The sequence below is a fragment of the Bradyrhizobium sp. AC87j1 genome (assembly GCF_002936975.1).
Taxonomy (GTDB): Bacteria; Pseudomonadota; Alphaproteobacteria; order Rhizobiales; family Xanthobacteraceae; genus Bradyrhizobium; species Bradyrhizobium shewense.
Genome location: NZ_PTFE01000083.1, coordinates 1 through 16,413, shown reverse-complemented (window position 1 = coordinate 16,413; position 16,413 = coordinate 1). Strand labels below are relative to the sequence as shown.

Here is a 16,413-nt window from a genome sequence, read left to right as displayed (position 1 = left end):
TCGTGCACCGATCATTTGGGGGCGAGCGCCTGCGCGATCACGCCTTGAATGAATCCTCGATCCTCAACGACCCCGAAATGGTCGACCTGGCGGACCAGGAGATTGAAGGGCCCGTCCGTCAGGTCCGCCCACGCCGCTGCGTCGTCGTGGCTCACATACTCGTCGTCCTGACCGCGAAAGCTCGTGATTGAGATCTGCCAGGGCGTCGCCGGCTTGAAGACATACCGGCTCGCCATCTCGAACTCTGCGCGCACTACCGGCAGCACCAGTTCGCGAAGCTCGGGAATGGACAGCATCTCCAGCGTCGCATCTATCCGGAAGTGCCTGAGGATCTCGGCTAGCACACCATCCGGCTGGCGATAGCTCGGAAGCGTTGGACGGAAGGCGGGTAGCTTGAGCAGCGACGAGATCAGCCGCTCCTCGAAGGGCGCGTCGCAGATGAGCCGATGCGGCGGGCGCGACCCGGAGGCGAACAGGTGCAAGGGCACCACGCCCTCGCGCTCGACCAGGGCTCGCGCGACCTCGTACATCGTTAGGCCACCGATGCAGTGGCCGAAGAATGCGACCGGGCGATCCAAGTATTCCCTCAACTGCGGCAGCAGGGTGTCTACGAAATCCTCGATACGCGTAATTGGCGCTTCGTTGATGCGCGCCAGGCGGCCCGGCGGCTCGATGGCGAGGATCTCGGCATCGGGTTCGGCGCTCTCGGCCCACCCGCGATAGACTGCCGAGCCGCCGCCGGCGAACGGGAAGCAGATTAACCGATATCGAGCATCCGGGTTGCGTCGGATCTCGACCAGCCACCTGCCTATCGATGATTCGGAGTCCCGCGCGGTGGCGATGACGGTAGCCGGGGCACGCCCACCTTCATGTCTGGCGATCTCCGCAGAGCCGAGATTGATCTTGGGCAGCAGCTCGTCGACCAGCTGCGCCACGCTCGGTCCCTTAAGCATCGTCGCCGCGGCCAGGCGCACGCCCAGCGTGGCATCGAGCCGGTTGATCAGCGTAATGGCGATCAGCGAGTCCAGGCCGAGCTCGCGCAGGGGTTGGTCGGGGTTGATCTCGCCGGCGATCTCAAGAATGGAGCGGGCCAGTCCTGACACAACTTCAACCAGCACCTCCTTTCGGTTGTCCGCGGCCGCCGTAGCCAGGCGGGCGAAGATGGCGCCTCGATCGGCCGAAAGCTGTGGGGCCTGGTCGCTCCCGCGAGCCACCGCTTGCAGGAAGGAGGGCATGCTAGGGTACTGCCCGGCCCAGAGCGACCAATCGGTGATCGAGACGACCACCTGCTGGAGTCGCCTCGACATGACAGCCTGCAAGGCCTTGATTCCCTCGTTCGCGGGTATGTACCGGGTCCCCCTAGACCTCCAGATCGACTCGCCGCGCTTACCCGACTCTGTCGCCAGGCCCGTCTCAGCCCATGGACCCCAGTTGATGACTTGGGCCGGCAACCCGGCGCGGCGACGGTGCTCGGCCAGGCCGTCGAGGAATGCATTGCCCGCGACGTAGTTCGCCTGTCCCATCGACCCCACGACGCTGAGCACCGACGAGAAGAGAACAAAGTGATCGATGTCCAGCTCTTGCGTGGCTTGGTGCAGGAGCCAGCCGCCTACCACCTTGGGCTGCGTGACCCGGACATACTTGTCCCACTCCATCTGCAGCAGTACGCCATCGTCAAGCAGGCCCGCGCAGTGGAACACGCCCTTCAGCCGAGGCATGTCGCTCGCGATGCCGGCGAAAAGAGCGCTCACGTGGTCCGCACGCGAGATGTCTGTCGCCTTAACGACCACCTGCGCTCCCTTGTCCCGGAGCTGCTTCAGCACGGCGGCCGCGGCCTCTCCCGGAGGCCGGCGCGCGGTCAGCACCAGGTGGCGCACGCCATGGCGCTCCACTAGCCAGTTCGCCACCACAAGCCCCAAAGCGCCTAGTCCACCGGTGACGAGATAGGTGGATTCGGCATCGAACGACGGTCGAATACCATGGTCGCCATCCGCGGCCGATTGCTCCTGCACAAGCCGAGGCGCGTAGCGCCTGCTTTCTCGCAATGCAATCTCCGTCTCGCCGTCGCTTCCGAGTAGTTCGTTGATCAAGCCGTCCACGTCGCCCTCGTCGCCGAGGTCGATCATGCCGCCCCAGAGTTCCGGGTGCTCCAGCGCTGCGACTCGGCCAAGGCCCCACAGCGATGCATGTAGCGGATCGCCTCCCGTCTCCTTGGGCCCGGGCGACTGGCTCGTCCGCGTGACGATCCAGACCCGCGGCACCAGCTCACCGCTCTCGGCCGGGGCGGCCAGCACCTTCATGACCTGCAATGCAGTCCGGCAGCAATGCGCTTCGGCCGCCGCCATCTCTTCGCCGCTCATGTTCCCGGAGGTCTGCACATCCAGCGCGTGCATCAGCACGACGCCGTGCAGCCCACCCGGCTGCTTCGCTGCCTGCCGGATCGCGTTGTCCGGATCCGCCGCTTTCGTCCAGCCCCGGGGGTCCTGAACCGTGGCCGAAAGATTCCGCTGGGCCAGCCTTTGGGCCAGCACTTCAGCCGGCCCGCCCGGGTCGCCGAGGATGAACCAGCCGCCGCGGGGCTCGGCCGCCGGCGCCGCCAGCGCCGGCTTCTCGATCCATTGCACCGCGTAGAGCGACTGGACGATGGAAGCGGAACTTTCGGGAGCGATGACCCGGTGCGTCAGTCGTCTGACATTCAGGCCGGCCATGAGCGCGACAGCGGTCCCGTCCTCCGTGAAGACCCCAATGTCGACAGTGAATCCGGTTCTCCCAGCATCACTTTCTTCGCGCAGGCTGCAGGCCACCCAGGCGCGATCGAGGCCGGGGCGATAGATCTCGAATCGCTCGATCGAGATCGGCAGGTAAGTGCCGTCGGATGCCGGCGGCAGGTGGGCCATGTCCCGGTAGTCCGGCAGCACCGCGGGGTAGGTGTGCAGGCAGGCGTCGAGCAACGCTGGGTGCAGCTCATGCGCCGATGCCCTCAGGTGAGCCGGCAAGGCGACCTTGCCGACCGCAACCCCGTCGCCCAGCCACAGCTCGGCAATCCCGCGGAATCCCGGGCCGTATCCAAAGCCGAGCGACTGGATGGCGGCGTAGTAGTCCTGCGGCGCCACCGCCCGCATGCGTTCGATGCCCAGCGACTCCGCGAGAGGCCCCGGCAGGTCCTCGAGGCCGCGCGCCTGCACACCCTCGATTCGCCCGGCCATGTGCTGCTGCCATTCACCGCCATCGGCAGGGTCAAGGCTCGCGATCTCGGCACCGAAGCCATCGCTTTCGCTGGACAGCAATGCCTGGACCACAAGCGACCCGGCATCGGGAATCACCATCGCCGCGCCGTAGGTGAGCGACACGACGGCAACGGCCGCTGAGCTGAGGCGCATCCGTGCGGCTTCGGTCAACGTCACCAACCCCGCCGTCAAGGGTAGCACGGCATGGCCGAAGATGCGGTGATCGGTGAGCCAGGGCAGCCGGTCCAGGTCATACACCGTCTCGAACTGCCAAGCCGGCAGCGGCGACTTCAGCCGCTGCCCCAGCAACCCTTCCTGTCCCGCGGGCGCGGACCATTGCACGCGCTCAATCCAATAGCGCTCGCGCTCGAACGGATAGGTGGGAGCGGACACCCGGCGCCGCGCATAGGCTGCATCGAACCCGCGCCAGTCGACTGGGACGCCACTGCGCCACAACGCGCCGACCGCCTGCGCGAGCTGGCTCCATTCCTGGTCCTTGCCGATAGAGCTCAGGTAGCGCCGCTTGGCACCGCCCGCGTCGCCGAGCGTCTGCTGCGCCAGCGAGACGAGGGTGGAACCAGGCCCGATCTCAAGGAAGTCAACGATGCCCATCGAGGCCAGCGTGCGCACGCCCTCGGCAAATCGCACCGGCTTCAATGAGTGCTCGCTCCAATAGTGCGGCGTCGGCGCGTCGATCATCTGCATACCCCTGAGGTTGTCGACCAGCGCGAGCTTGGGCTTATTCGCCGCGTGGCTCGCGGCAAGCGTCTCCAAGTCGCCCAAGATCGGTTTCATGAGGGGCGAATGGAATGCATGCGAGACGGTCAGCTGCCTCGCCGGCACGCCCGCCTGCGCGGCCAGATTGAGCGCCTGTGCGACCGCCGATGCAGTGCCCGATATGACAGTGTTGTCGGGCGAGTTGTAGGCGGCAATGCCGAGGTGGCGACCCATCTTCCTTGGCAGCAGGGCTTCCACAGCCGGGCCGTCGGCAAACAGCGCCGCCATTGCTCCGCCCGCGGGTAAGGATTGCATCAGCCGTCCGCGCGCGACGATCAGCGCGAGCGCGGCCTCGAGCTCATAGACGCCGGCCACGCAGGCCGCGACATATTCGCCGACACTGTGCCCGATGACTGCGTCCGGCTCGACGCCCCACGACCGCCACAGCTGCGTCAGTGCCCATTCCACGGCGAAGAGCGCCGGTTGCGTGTACGCGGTCTGGTGGATGAACTCGTGTCCGCCGTCGCCGCCGAAGATGAGCTCCAGCAAGGGGACCTCGAGCTGCGGCCGTGACAGCGCTTCGCAGCGTTCGAGCGCGGCGCGAAAGACAGGTTGTGTGCGAAACAGTTCCGCGCTCATCCCCGGGTACTGCGACCCCTGCCCGGTAAATAGGAACGCCAGCGGCCGCGGCCCCGCGCGGATACCCACGGAATGAGGGGCGACTTGCGTCAGTTGCTCGACCAACTGCTCGCGCGTGCCCCCGATGGCCGTGAAGCGAAAGTCCAATTGAGCCCGCCCTGTGCCGGCGGTATAGCACTGGTCCGCCACCACATGACTCGACTTGCCGATGTGCAGGCGCCAGCGCTCGATCAGACTCCGCAGGGCGGCCTCCGAACGGGCCGCCAACGGCAACACATGTAACGGGCGATCTGCTCCGGGTGCGGGGGCTGCTATCGCGGGGGGCGCCTCCTCGAGAATCGCGAAAGCATTCGTCCCGCCGAGCCCCAGCGTATTGACGGCGGCCAGCTTGCGCGAGCCATTGCTCGGCCAATCGCGCAGCTCGGTGTTCACGAAGAACGGTGTTTCCGGGAAAGCGATCTTAGGATTGGGTGAGTTGAAGTTCAGGCTGGGCGGGATCTTCCCGTGATGCAGCGCGAGGGCGACCTTAATGAGGCTGGCCAGGCCCGCAGCTTGCTCCAGGTGGCCGATGTTGGTCTTGACGGAGCCTATGGCGCAAAAGCCGGTTCGCGTAGTGTCGGTGCGGAACACACGTGTCAGTGCCTCGATCTCCAGCGGATCGCCAAGGACGGTCCCGGTGCCGTGCGTCTCGACGTAGTCGATGGCGCCCGGCGTCACGCCGGCCCTGTCGAACGCCTCCAGCATCGCCTTCGCCTGACCGCTCACGCTCGATGCCGTGTAGCTGATCTTGGCCGCACCATCGTTGTTGATCGCCGAGCCGCGGATGACGGCATAGATGTGGTCGCCGTCGGCGATCGCATCCTCCACGTGCTTGAGCAGGACAGCCGCGACCCCGCTGCCGAACACGGTTCCCTGCGCGGCCGCGTCGAAGGCCCTGCAGTGGCCATCGGGGGACTGGATGTCGCCTTGGCGGTAATAGTACCCACCATGGTGAGGCACGCGAATGCATGCCGCGCCTGCCATGGCCATATCGCACTCGCCGCTCATAATGCTGCGGCAAGCCAGGGTGACAGCCACCATTGACGTCGAGCAGGCCGTCTGCACGGTCAGGCTCGGGCCCGTCAGATCGAGCTTGTACGATACCCTCGTCGCGATGAAGTCCTTGTCGTTACCGATGTGCTCCACGCCGCCGGTTGAGCCGTGCAGGCTCGGGTTCGAAGCGAAATAGCTGCTCACCACGCCGCCCGCGCCGGCGAAGACACCCACTGCCGCGTCCAAGCCTTGCGGGCGGTACCCGGCATCCTCGAAGGCTTCCCAGGCGACCTCGAGGAACAGACGCTGCTGCGGATCGGTGGCGCGAGCCTCGCGCGGTGAATACTCGAAGAACCCGGCATCGAACCGATCGAAGTCGGCGATCACTGGGGCAGCCTTCACGTACTGCGGGTCGCGCAGGACGTCCGGAGCCACGCCCGCCTTCAGCAGGGCGTCGTCGTCGAAGAACGTGATTGACTCGACACCGTCGACAAGGTTCTTCCAGAAGGATCGCCAGTCGCCTGCCCCAGGAAACCGGCAGGCGATCCCGATGATCGCGATGCCCCTCTCGCGGGCAGGCTCCGTGGTCATTGCCGCGTCTCCCCCTTCTCGCGCCGGCTCTGGCTTGCCTGCTGCGCCTGGAAGAGTTCCTTCATGTCGTGGGCCGGGCCGCCGTTGGGATCGAACAGCCTCCGATAAGCGCCCACGAGATCATCAACGGTGCGCACCGAGGTGATCGGCACGAGCTTCTGGAACGGATCCACGCCGAACACCGATTCGAGCTCGAACACGAGCTCCGCCAGGTCCAGCGAGCGCAGCCCCAGGCTCGCACTGAGCTTGTCATACCCCTGCAGGCCCTTCGCGGGAAGACCGCGAAGCTCCATGATGCGCGTGATGGCGGCATGCACCAGGCTGCTCACGTGCGCCGCGTCTATTCCTTCCTTCAGCATGTAATTCCTCCGTCCACGACAATGACTTGGCCGGTGACGAAAGCCGCCTGATCCGACACGAGAAATTGGACGACATTCGCGATGTCGCTGATCTTCGCCATCCGCCCGAGCGGCGTGCGCCGGATGATCCGCTCGCGCGCCGTATCGCTGAGCTCCTTGACCATGTCGCTTTCAAAATAGCCGGGAGCCACCGAATTGACCCGGATGCCGCGCGGGCCCAGCTCGCGTGCGAGGCTTCGGGTCAGGCCATCAACCGCTGCTTTGGTGGCGCTGTAGACGGCGACGCCGGTATGGCCGCGAATCGCATTCACTGAGGAGATATTGACTATGGCTCCCCGATTTGCGCGAATCATCCACTTCGAACAGGCCTGCGTCAGTAGCACGGTCCCGCCGAGGTTGAGCGAGATTGTGCGCTCGACATCGTCCTGCCGCATTAGGGCCAGCATGCCATCTGCGCCGACGCCCGCGTTGTTGATCAGTGCGCCGATGCCGCCCCACTTGGCGCCAACCGCCCCGACGAAGTCGTGGATGGCGGCCGCGTCGGTGCCGTCGACCTGCTCCCAATAGAAGCGGTCATGCTGGGCTGGCTCCGCGGCAGCCGTCTGCACCTGCGCTGTAGGCGAGCGGCTGAAGCTCGCGACCCGCCTGCCCGAGCTCAGGAACGCGCGAACCAAGGCCAAGCCTAGGCCGCGACTGCCGCCGCTCACGATGACCGGTTCGCCATGTATCGCGCTCATTGCGCCTCCCCCTCGATCGCGGCGAAGCGGTTCTTCTTGAACCGGTCGCCGTGATGGTCATCGTCGCTGATGTTGATCTTCACCGGGACCTTGTAGCGTTCGAGTCGACTTTCGCAGAAGCAGAGCAATCGCGATGCCGCGACTGTGGCGTCTTCCGGCGCGATCAGGCTCACGCGCGCCGACACCACCTGCCCGGTGATCGCGTTCGCCTTGGCCGACACGGTCACGTCTCGCACGTTGCCAGCCGCGAGCAGGACGCTCTCGACTTCGCTCGGATAGACCTTCTCTCCGCCCACGTTAATGATTTCCGAGCGTCGTCCAAGCACGCGCACGTAGTCACCATCGGTCTCGACCATGTCCTGTGTGTTGAACCAGCCCTCGGCGTCGAATGGTGATGGGGCGTTGAGGTATCCGAGCATCGCGGAGCTGGAGCGGATCCAGAGAATGCCGTCGACGATCTTGTGCTCGAAGCCGTCGCTGCCGAGCTTCATCCAGAGCGAGTCCGAGCTCTTCGATTGTGTGGGCATGATGCCGAGCTCGGACAGGCCGTAGGTCTGTTTCAGCCTGACTCGCGGAAACGCATCGCGCAAGGCCGCGAGCGTCGCCTCTGGCATCGGCTCAGTTCCGTAGGTGATCAATTCAAGCGAGGAAAGATCGTGCTCCTTGTAAGCCTCTGATATGAGGAGCATGTTGAGGAACGTGGGACTGGTCGGAAGCAACTGCACGCGGTGGCGTTTGATGGCTTCACACACCGCGTTCGGTGTCCGGCTTGCGGGTGTCACGACGGTCCCGCCATGGCCCAGAACGTTGAGCAGGGTGTTGATGCCGCCGATGTGATCCAGCAACAGGAAGGCCAGTGTCCTGTAGGCGCGTCCAGGCTTCTGCCCCAATCTCTGGGTGAGCTTCTGGAAATTCAGCAGCGACGCCTTGCTGCGCCCCGTGGAGCCTGAACTGAAAAGGATCAGCCCTGGCGCGCCTTCGCGACCTAGCTGGGTGATCAATTCGTGCCGCGGCAATGGCACCGCCCGCTCATCAAATGTCCACTGTCCGCTTCGCGGTAGGACGAAGACGCCTTCGACCTGTCCGACTTCCAAGTACTCCTCTGTCTTCGCCGCGCCCGACGGCGACAGCGGCACCACGATGGCGCCTATCGCGGTGATCGCGAGAAGCAGCGCGCAGGCCTCGCTGGAATAGTCGCTGCGCACGGCAAAGACTTGCCCAGCGCGGCATCCCAGCTTCGACAATTGCGCTTGCCAGCCACGTATGCGCGCAGCAATTTCCTCGTAGCTCACGCTCGCGTCCGAGGTCACCAAGCAATGCCGGCTTCCAAACGACGTGAGCAGACTCGTGAAGTCCATTGCCATCGCGGCTCTCCCGCAAGAATGAAGACAAGGCTAGCCGGCTGGTTCAATCGCGCGACCAGCCCCGCGCTGCCTGCAGCAGATACCTCGCACCCGCGTCGCTCACTTGCGGCACGATTCCGTCGCGGCCGCCTGCAGAAGACAGGATCGAACGGTACAGGTCCAGCACCGATTTTTGCGCATCGATCCACGCCAGGGAATACGACGAAAGCATCTGGACCATGTCGTGGAATTCGCTCATCGACTGGACCCAATGTTGATATCGCGCGCTCGCACTGTCGACGGCCCGAAGGTGTTTCGGCTTGTTTTCTATTTTTTCCATCGTGCTTCTCCCCTCGTCGAACCCTGTTTGGGAGGTCCAGTCCGACGAATTAAGTTTGGGCGCGTCCAGGTTATCGAGCAGACGAGTCAGCGCTACCTGTCAGGTCTTGTAGCTTGCGCAAGCATCTGACCTCCTACCGCAAGCTCGCCGAGCAGCCCTTCATAAGGTGCCCCAGTACAGATCATTACCGAACTGCAAACTAGTCTGCGGGACGCCGTGCGCGCGCTTCACACAGTACGCAGAGTTAGCGCAAGCGCGGAGACCGTCGTAAGACCGTATGTCCTTTCTGGAATGCGGCGGTGGGTGGTTCGCCCTACACTGGCGGTGTTGAACGAGGGTTGCTCAAGAAGCCTATCCTCACGCCAGGAGGACGAACCGTGGAAGACAATAACGCCCTTTTCGTAGGTTTGGATGTTTCCAAAGATCGACATGCAGTTGCGGTTGCCGAGAGCGGGCGCAACGGCGAGGAATATGCTCTGACAACGCGTCGGTAGGACGGCTCGTCCGCAAGCTCGCGCGGCCAGGTTTACGTTTGAGATTTTGCTATGAGGCTGGGCCGACGGGATATGGGCTGAAGCGAGAGATCGAAACACTTGGCCATGAATGTGCTGTCATTGCCCCGTCGCTGATTCCACACAAGCCCGTTGATCGGATCAAAACAAAGCGCCGGGATGCCGAGAAGCTTGCCCGCTTGTTCCGTGCCGGCGAACTGACGGAGATCTGGACTCCGGACGCAGCGCATGAAGCTATGCGTGACTTGATCCGTGCGCGGGAGGCGGCGGTGAAGGATCGGACTGCAAACGACAGGAGATCCGATCCTTTCTGTTGCGACATGGCAAGATTTTTCCCGGCTTGAAAGCCTGGGGAACGAAGTACTTTAAGTGGATGCACGGACTCAGCTTTGCGTATTCGCGCCAGCAAACTGTCCTGCAGGAGTTGATCGTCGCGGAGTCGCAGTGCCGGGAAAGAGTATTGCGTTTGGAAAAGGCGATCGAAGACAGCATGCTTGACTGGCCGCTTACACCGGTGGTCGAACGCTTGCAGGCTTTGCGCGGGGTCCGGCTCATTTGCGCAGCGACCTTCATGGTTGAGGTCGGTGACGTCCGCCGCTTCGCGAACCCGCGGCAGTTCATGGCCTATCTCGGCCTTGTACCTTCGGAACGCTCGACCGGTGATGCCGTACGCCGTGGTGGCATCACCAAGACCGGAAATGCCAGAGTGCGCCGGGTTTTAGCTGAGACCGCCTGGACCTACCGCTATCCGGCCAAGTTAGGGAAACGAAAGTACTTCGCAAGCCGGCACATGCCTGAGGTCGTGCGAGAGATTGCATGGAAGGCCCAGGCGCGTTTGACCAAGCGTTACCGAGCCCTCGTTGCTCGCGGCAAGCGCAGCACCGTGGCGGTGACCGCGGTCGCTCGCGAGCTTGCTGCCTTCATGTGGGCCATCGCAAGAATAGACGATGAGCTGGCGGCGACCTGACCTACGGCTCACCCGCTATCGTTATCGTTGTCTATCGGTGGGGACGTGGCGTTGAATGGGGAATTCCCGGCAACGCTTTGTGGCCGGCAATGCCGACGCCCGCTGTAAGAGAGGACCAGCCCCGGACGAATACATGGACTGCGGTACCCAATCCGCGCATCAGAGCTTGTTCACCTACGTCCCAGGCCACGTCTCCTCCGATAGGCACTTCAGTGATGAGAACCGACCGGGAGATCGGTGCGGGTAAATTGACGCGCGATTGGGTCTTGCAAAAGGACATCAGAGCGCTTAGCTGGGACCCTTATTGGGGTTGGCTTGACGATTTGCTGAATCGCCACGGCATGAGGTCTTCGATCCTGTTATGGGGATGGCCGTCGATGATCGCCTCGAGTGTTTCGGTGATGTAGGCAACCGGGTTGACGTCGTTGAGCTTGCAGGTGGCGACGATCGACGCGAGCAAGGCCCAGTTTTCTGCCCCGATTTCGTGACCGGCGAAGAGCGCATGTTTCCTGGTCAGGCAAACTGGCCGGAAGGCGTTCTCGACCGGGTTGGTGTCGAGCTCGAGGCGCCCGTCTTCGAGAAAGCGGGTCAGACCCTGCCAGTGATTCAGCGCATAGCGGATGTCTTCGGCGAGTGTCGAGCCGCTGGAGATCATCGACAGCTGCTTCTCGAACCACATTTTCAAAGTGGCGACGAGAGCCAACGAATGCTCCCTTCTCGCGGCGAGTCGGATGTCCGGCGATGCACCGCGCACCATGGCTTCGATGGCGTAATGCTGTGCGATGTGCCGAACGGCGGCCTCGGCGATCGGCGACTTGCTGTTGCGCACCAATTTGACGAAGCGCCGGCGCAAGTGGCTCCAGCAACGCACGACCGTCCAAGGCCCTTGCAGTCGAGCGACTTCGGTCAGCCGATCATAACTGAACCGCCCCGGGTTTGCCGGAGGCAATTTGGTTTAAGTTATGCCGCCATTGAGGATTGTTCCAGCATGGCGTAGTAGCGTTGCTCGGCTTCGGTCGGCGGGATGTTTCCGATGGGCTCCAGGAGCCGTCGGTTGTTGAACCAGTCGACCCATTCCAGGGTGGCGAACTCGACAGCCTCGAAGCTGCGCCATGGCCCAGGCCGATGATCACCTCGGCCTTGTAGAGGCCGTTGATGGTTTCGGCGAGAGCGTTGTCATAGGAATCTCCGACGCTGCCGACGGATGGCTCGATGCCAGCTTCAGCCAGGCGTTCGGTGTACTTGATAGAGACGTATTGGGCGGATTCGAACGGTCGTCGCAACACCAATTGTTTTCACTCATGACAGTAATTCGTCAAGCGCTTCTGCCGGCGTTTTCCAGCCCAGTGTCTTTCTCGGTCGGGCGTTGAGGGCCGCTGCTACAGCGGATATCTCGTCGGCGCTGTGGATGCTCAGGTCTGTGCCTTTCGGAAAGTACTGCCGCAGCAACCCGTTGGTGATCTCGTTAGTGCCGCGCTGCCAAGGGCTTTGCGGGTCGCAGAAGTAGACTTGGATGCCCGCATCGATCTTGAGGCGGTCGTGCTGAGCCATTTCGGCTCCTTGATCCCAAGTCAGCGTCCGACGTAGTTCTTCGGGCAAAGTGATGATGGTGCGCGAGATCGCGTCACGCACGGCTTCCGCCCCGTGTCCCGCAAGCGCAGGTCCGTTCTTCTTGCGCGGAGCTTCGCCATGCCCGGCTAATCGGGGAAGGTGCAATAGCATTGTGAAGCGCGTCATGCGTTCGACCAACGTGCCGATCGCCGAGCTGCCAAGACCGAGGATGAGGTCTCCCTCCCAATGTCCCGGCACGGCTCGATCGGCCGCTTCAGCGGGGCGCTCACTGATCATGATCTCCGGCGAGACAAAGCCCTTGCCCCGCCTGCGTACGCGCCCCCTGGGCACGCGCAGCACACGTCCGGTTCGCAAGCAGGCCGTCAGTTCGCTGCGTAATACACCGCGGCCCTGAACGAAGAGAGCCTAATAGATGGCTTCGTGGCTGATGCGCATCGTCTTGTCGTCCGGGAAGTCGATCGGCAAGCGTCGGGCAATCTGCTCGGGACTCCATGCCTTGGCCCATCGTCGATCCTTTCGCCGGCCATGGCGGCGGCCGTTCCACCGAACGGCGGGGCCCGGAATACAAGCTCCGCTCGGGGCTACAACGCCGCCGGCAAGTCCCTCCGCCACATAAGTGCAGCAAGGTTGCGTTGAGCGCAAGCTTGGTCGACTTGGGCCGGCGGGCAGATCGGTCTGCATGCCATTGGGCAGTTGTTGCCCGATATTCCAACCCGCCGCCGCGGGTGGCGGCGTTCCGCCGCAGTTCACGGGAGACCGTCGAAGCAGCCCGTCCCAAGCGGCGCCCGATCTCCTGTATGGAATGGCCCTGCACCATTAGAAGAGCGATCTCCTCGCGTTCAGCCAGTGAAAGGTAGCGCCCGGAGAGAGGCTCGGCCGAAGATCTGAACATCGCTGGTGGCATGCCGCCTGCCTTTCGGAACAATCTGCTTCCGACGGGTTGCGATAATCCAGCCTCAAGCGCAGCATCTTCGCTGCTCTGCCCTGTGGCAATCGCCTTCCAAAATCTATTCTGTTCCTTGCGTCCCGCCGCACACGGCCGGCCAGGCGATGGCAATGGCGCACGTCCTGACCGCGCCGAACGTCGACTTACAACTTCATCGCAACCTCCAACTTCAGGGTGTTGCGACGACCGTTTGAATCCGCCTGACCTTGCCCCACGGGCTTAATCCAGCTTGAAGTTCGCTCTGGCCCACGACAAGGACCAGAGCATGAAGCGCAGCCGCTTTTCGGAAGAGCAGATCATCGGGATTTTGAAGGAGCACGAGGCCGGCGTTTCGGTCGTCGATCTGTGCCGCAAGTATGGCGTCAGCGACGCCAGCATCTACAAATGGAAGGCCAAGTTCGGCGGGATGGATGTCTCCGAGGCCAAGCGGCTGAGGACGCTGGAGGACGAGAACACGAAGCTGAAGCGGCTCCTGGCCGACGCCATGCTGGACAACGCGGCGCTGAAAGACCTCCTGGGAAAGAATGTATGGTCCGCCCCGTCCGTGCAAGGGTTCGTAACAGCAAAAATGACGCTTCCAGTTGCATAGATGACTCCGGCCTCTCGCGAGTGGACTGCGGTTGCAGCCAGGCCATGATGAGATCCGCGCACGCCGTTCCCAATAAATGGTTCGGGCACGAAGCCCGCTTTTTTGCACAGGGCTTACGGCATGTTGATCCACTGTTTCGTCATCACTGTTCCCGAGCCTTGCAATCGAAGCCAGAAGCGTCAGGTGAAAGCAGGATCTCTGCGTTCGTAGAGAGCTCCAGCTTGTTCAAGACCACCCAGACAATGCGGGCCATCTTGGCGGCTAGAGCGACAACGGCCTTGTTCGGATGCATCCGAGCCTGGAGCCCGTCGAGCCAGCTTCCGAGGCGATCGCGCCTCCGGTCCAAATGCCGGAAGCAGGATCGCGCGCCATGCCCTAAAAGCTTTCTCACATAACGGTTGCCGCGTTTGCTGACGCCAAGCAACGTCTGTTTTCCGCCCGTCGAGTATTGCCTGGGCACTAACCCCAGCCAGGCAGCAAGGTCGCGGGCCTTGCGAAACTGCAGCCCATCACCGATCGCGGCAAGTACAGCGGTCGCACCCAATGCGCCGATACCAGGGATTGTCATCAGTCGGTGCGCGTTCCAGCCGATCGTGATCATCGATTCCAGGCCATCGTGATCACCATTTCCAGACGATCGTGATCGCTATTTCCAGCGATCGCGATGGAGGGCAACCAGGAGGCGCGCACGGCTGAGTGTCTGCAACCCGGGTAGCTTGGTCTTTTGCCTAACCGCAGAGGATCGAGATGCCGACCGAGAGACTGTCCATGCGCCATATTCGTGAAGTTCTACGCCTGCACTACAGCGTCGGCATGAGCGTTCCTCACAACCTTGTGCATCAGGAGGTCGAGACTCGCATCACCCAAAAGACCGTCGAGATTTTCCTCCGCGGCAAGCGAGTGGCGTCGCATCTGCGCAGCACCTTGCCGCATCGCCCCACGATTCCCGAGCATATGCCGAGCTCACATCGCCGCTATCGCGACTGGACCCATGAGCGCATTCGTTCCGAAGCCGCCAAGGTCGGTCCCGATGCCGAGACGCTGATCGACGTCATCCTGCGGTCGCGGCCGCATCCGGAACAGGGCTTCCGCTCCGCCATCGGCATTCTCTCCCTGGTCAAGCGCTATGGCCAGGAGCGCGTCGACGCCGCCTGCGCCCGTGCCCTTCTGCTCAACGCCCGTTCCTACAAATCGGTCGCCGCCATCCTCAAGAACGGCACCGACAGAACCGCTCCTCCCACCGAGGAGCGCGCCCATCCTCTTCCACGCCAACATCCGTGGCCGCAGCTACTACAACTGATCAGGAGATCATCGTGCTCATTCACCCCACTGTCGATTGCGCGCCCTCGGCCTCGCCGCCATGGCCGATACCCTCGTCGAACTGCAGAACAATCCCGAGGCGGCCGGGATGCCGCACCCCGATTGGCTCGGCCTCCTAGTCGATCGCGCGGTCACCGCCCGCGACAACCGCCGCCTCATGCGGCGCTTGACCAGTGCCAAGCTCCGTCAAACTGCCGCTATCGAGAACGTCGACTATCGCACCGCCCGCGGCCTCGATCGTTCGCTCTTCCAGACCCTCGCTACCTGCCAATGGATCCGTGATGCCAACCACCTGGTCATTGTCGGCCCAACCGGCATCGGCAAGTCCTGGCTTGCCTCTGCGCTCGGCAACAAAGCCTGCCGCGACGGCTTCTCCGTCCTCTACAAGCGGGCATCCCGCCTGTTCGCCGATCTCGCCCAGGCGCGTGGCGAAGGCCGTCTGCGCCTGATCGCCGCGCTTGAGCGTGTCAATCTCCTCATCCTCGACGGCTGGGGACTTGAACCGCTCACCGCCGACCAGCGTCGCGATCTGCTGGAGATCGTCGATGACCGCTACGACAAGGGATCCTTATTGATCACAAGTCAGGTCCCCGTGTCGCAATGGCATGACGTCATTGCCGATCCCACCCTCGGTGACGCGATATTGGATCGCATCATTCACAATGCCCACCGCCTCGAGCTCAAAGGCGACAGCCTGCGCCGGCAGGCCAGCGAAAGGAAAAAGGCGTGACTACCTCACGCGCGATCGTCCCGCCGGCCCACAGGCCCCCCCGCGCGTCGCTCCGTCGCTCGTGGGCACTCCCGCGCCTCGCACGGGGCCCTCCCATGAACCGCCGAGACGATCTCCAAGCCAGCCCCACCAGCCTTGACGAGGAGACCATTTCCATCACACTTTAAAATCGTCAGTCGTGTTCGTCTCCAGTCACGATCATCTGGAATCCGCGATCACCATCGTCTGGAACACCTGATCACCATCCTTGGAATACGCACCGTTACGCACATGCCAAACAGTTCAACCGGCATCAACGGCAGCTGCGTATCCTGCGCAGCCGGCTGGGGCGGATCATCCGCGACATTCGCCGCAAGATCGAAGGCCAGGCGACGCTGGAGGAGGCGTTCGCCCTCCCGCTTGGCCGGGCCACGCAGATCCGCTCGCAGCAGCAGCGCCAGCGCGGCTTCAAGCTTTATTCTTTCCATGCCCCGGAGGTGGAGTGCATCGGCAAGGGCAAGGCCGCCGCACCTTACGAGTTCGGCGTGAAGGCCTCCACGTTACCAACAATCGCCGCGCCCCCGGTGGCCTGTTCGTGCTGCATGCCAGGTCGCTGCCCGACACCCTTACGACGGTCACACGTTGCGGGACGTTATGGACCGCACCGAGACACTCACCGGCTGTGCGATCGAGCGGGCCTATGTCGACAAGGGATACCGCGGCCACGACGCACAAAATCCGCGTCGCGTCTTCATCTCAGGCCAAAAGCGCGGCGTCTTCGGTGTCATCAAGCGCGAGCTGCGCCGCCGCTCC

Annotated in this window: 8 protein-coding genes and 7 pseudogenes; 5 read left to right on the top strand and 10 right to left on the bottom strand. The window is 63.3% G+C overall.

Annotated elements, in window-relative coordinates; translation table 11 throughout:
• Nucleotides 1-11: 11 nt before the first annotated feature.
• Genes CV770_RS31365 through CV770_RS31345 form a run of 5 tightly spaced genes read right to left on the bottom strand, consistent with a single transcriptional unit; the run spans nucleotide 12 to nucleotide 8,985 of the window.
• Nucleotides 12-6,206 (bottom strand): type I polyketide synthase, encoded by a 6,195-nt coding sequence (locus CV770_RS31365; protein WP_104465108.1) that lies wholly within the window; start codon nucleotides 6,204-6,206, stop codon nucleotides 12-14.
• Nucleotides 6,203-6,565, bottom strand: coding sequence for an acyl carrier protein (locus CV770_RS31360; RefSeq protein WP_104465107.1), 363 nt, complete (start codon nucleotides 6,563-6,565; stop codon nucleotides 6,203-6,205). Before CV770_RS31360 ends, CV770_RS31365 begins: the two co-directional genes overlap by 4 nt.
• Nucleotides 6,559-7,302, bottom strand: a complete 744-nt coding sequence (locus CV770_RS31355; protein WP_104465106.1) for an SDR family NAD(P)-dependent oxidoreductase — start codon at nucleotides 7,300-7,302, stop codon at nucleotides 6,559-6,561. The genes CV770_RS31360 and CV770_RS31355 overlap by 7 nt, the downstream gene beginning before the upstream one ends.
• Nucleotides 7,299-8,666, bottom strand: coding sequence for a class I adenylate-forming enzyme family protein (locus CV770_RS31350; RefSeq protein WP_201760123.1), 1,368 nt, complete (start codon nucleotides 8,664-8,666; stop codon nucleotides 7,299-7,301). Before CV770_RS31350 ends, CV770_RS31355 begins: the two co-directional genes overlap by 4 nt.
• Before the next feature lie 43 nt (nucleotides 8,667-8,709).
• Nucleotides 8,710-8,985 (bottom strand): hypothetical protein, encoded by a 276-nt coding sequence (locus CV770_RS31345; RefSeq protein ID WP_146101380.1) that lies wholly within the window; start codon nucleotides 8,983-8,985, stop codon nucleotides 8,710-8,712.
• A 377-nt stretch (nucleotides 8,986-9,362) separates the two neighbouring features.
• Between CV770_RS31345 and CV770_RS31340 the strand changes: the two are divergent.
• Nucleotides 9,363-10,464: pseudogene (locus CV770_RS31340) on the top strand (IS110 family RNA-guided transposase).
• A 301-nt stretch (nucleotides 10,465-10,765) separates the two neighbouring features.
• Here the strand turns inward: CV770_RS31340 and CV770_RS31335 are convergent.
• The 3 genes and pseudogenes from CV770_RS31335 to CV770_RS31325 form a co-directional block, all read right to left on the bottom strand.
• Nucleotides 10,766-11,413 carry an IS66 family transposase gene (locus CV770_RS31335; RefSeq protein ID WP_283811419.1) on the bottom strand — a complete coding sequence of 216 codons (648 nt, stop codon included), beginning with the start codon at nucleotides 11,411-11,413 and terminating at the stop codon, nucleotides 10,766-10,768.
• Nucleotides 11,414-11,424: 11 nt separating this feature from the next.
• Nucleotides 11,425-11,723, bottom strand: a pseudogene (locus CV770_RS31330) (integrase core domain-containing protein); the annotation flags it as partial.
• Between the two features lie 40 nt (nucleotides 11,724-11,763).
• Nucleotides 11,764-13,093 (bottom strand): annotated as a pseudogene (locus tag CV770_RS31325) (IS30 family transposase).
• 154 nt (nucleotides 13,094-13,247) lie between these two features.
• Between CV770_RS31325 and CV770_RS31320 the strand changes: the two are divergent.
• A pseudogene (locus tag CV770_RS31320) lies at nucleotides 13,248-13,511 on the top strand (transposase); the annotation flags it as partial.
• 239 nt (nucleotides 13,512-13,750) lie between these two features.
• Here CV770_RS31320 and CV770_RS31315 read toward each other — a convergent pair.
• Nucleotides 13,751-14,151, bottom strand: a pseudogene (locus CV770_RS31315) (transposase); the annotation flags it as partial.
• Nucleotides 14,152-14,318: 167 nt separating this feature from the next.
• Here CV770_RS31315 and CV770_RS44310 point away from each other — a divergent pair.
• Nucleotides 14,319-14,450: pseudogene (locus CV770_RS44310) on the top strand (hypothetical protein); the annotation flags it as partial.
• Between the two features lie 84 nt (nucleotides 14,451-14,534).
• Here CV770_RS44310 and CV770_RS31310 read toward each other — a convergent pair.
• Nucleotides 14,535-14,828, bottom strand: a complete 294-nt coding sequence (locus tag CV770_RS31310; protein ID WP_161500040.1) for a hypothetical protein — start codon at nucleotides 14,826-14,828, stop codon at nucleotides 14,535-14,537.
• Between the two features lie 79 nt (nucleotides 14,829-14,907).
• On the opposite strand from CV770_RS31310, the gene istB reads away from it, so the two are divergent.
• Both istB and CV770_RS31300 read left to right on the top strand, forming a co-directional pair.
• The gene (istB, locus tag CV770_RS31305) at nucleotides 14,908-15,621 is read left to right on the top strand and encodes an IS21-like element helper ATPase IstB (RefSeq protein ID WP_502693626.1); all 714 of its coding nucleotides are present in this window, start codon (nucleotides 14,908-14,910) and stop codon (nucleotides 15,619-15,621) included.
• A 260-nt stretch (nucleotides 15,622-15,881) separates the two neighbouring features.
• A pseudogene (locus CV770_RS31300) lies at nucleotides 15,882-16,413 on the top strand (transposase family protein); the annotation flags it as partial.

What these genes read in the sequence shown, in the direction of transcription:
- CV770_RS31310 (WP_161500040.1), bottom strand. Translation starts at nt 14,828, where the DNA reads ATGGGCGCGCTCCTCGGTGGGAGGAGCGGTTCTGTCGGTGCCGTTCTT.
- CV770_RS31345 (WP_146101380.1), bottom strand. Translation starts at nt 8,985, where the DNA reads ATGGAAAAAATAGAAAACAAGCCGAAACACCTTCGGGCCGTCGACAGT.
- CV770_RS31350 (WP_201760123.1), bottom strand. Translation starts at nt 8,666, where the DNA reads ATGGCAATGGACTTCACGAGTCTGCTCACGTCGTTTGGAAGCCGGCAT.
- CV770_RS31365 (WP_104465108.1), bottom strand. Translation starts at nt 6,206, where the DNA reads ATGACCACGGAGCCTGCCCGCGAGAGGGGCATCGCGATCATCGGGATC.
- CV770_RS31360 (WP_104465107.1), bottom strand. Translation starts at nt 6,565, where the DNA reads ATGCTGAAGGAAGGAATAGACGCGGCGCACGTGAGCAGCCTGGTGCAT.
- CV770_RS31355 (WP_104465106.1), bottom strand. Translation starts at nt 7,302, where the DNA reads ATGAGCGCGATACATGGCGAACCGGTCATCGTGAGCGGCGGCAGTCGC.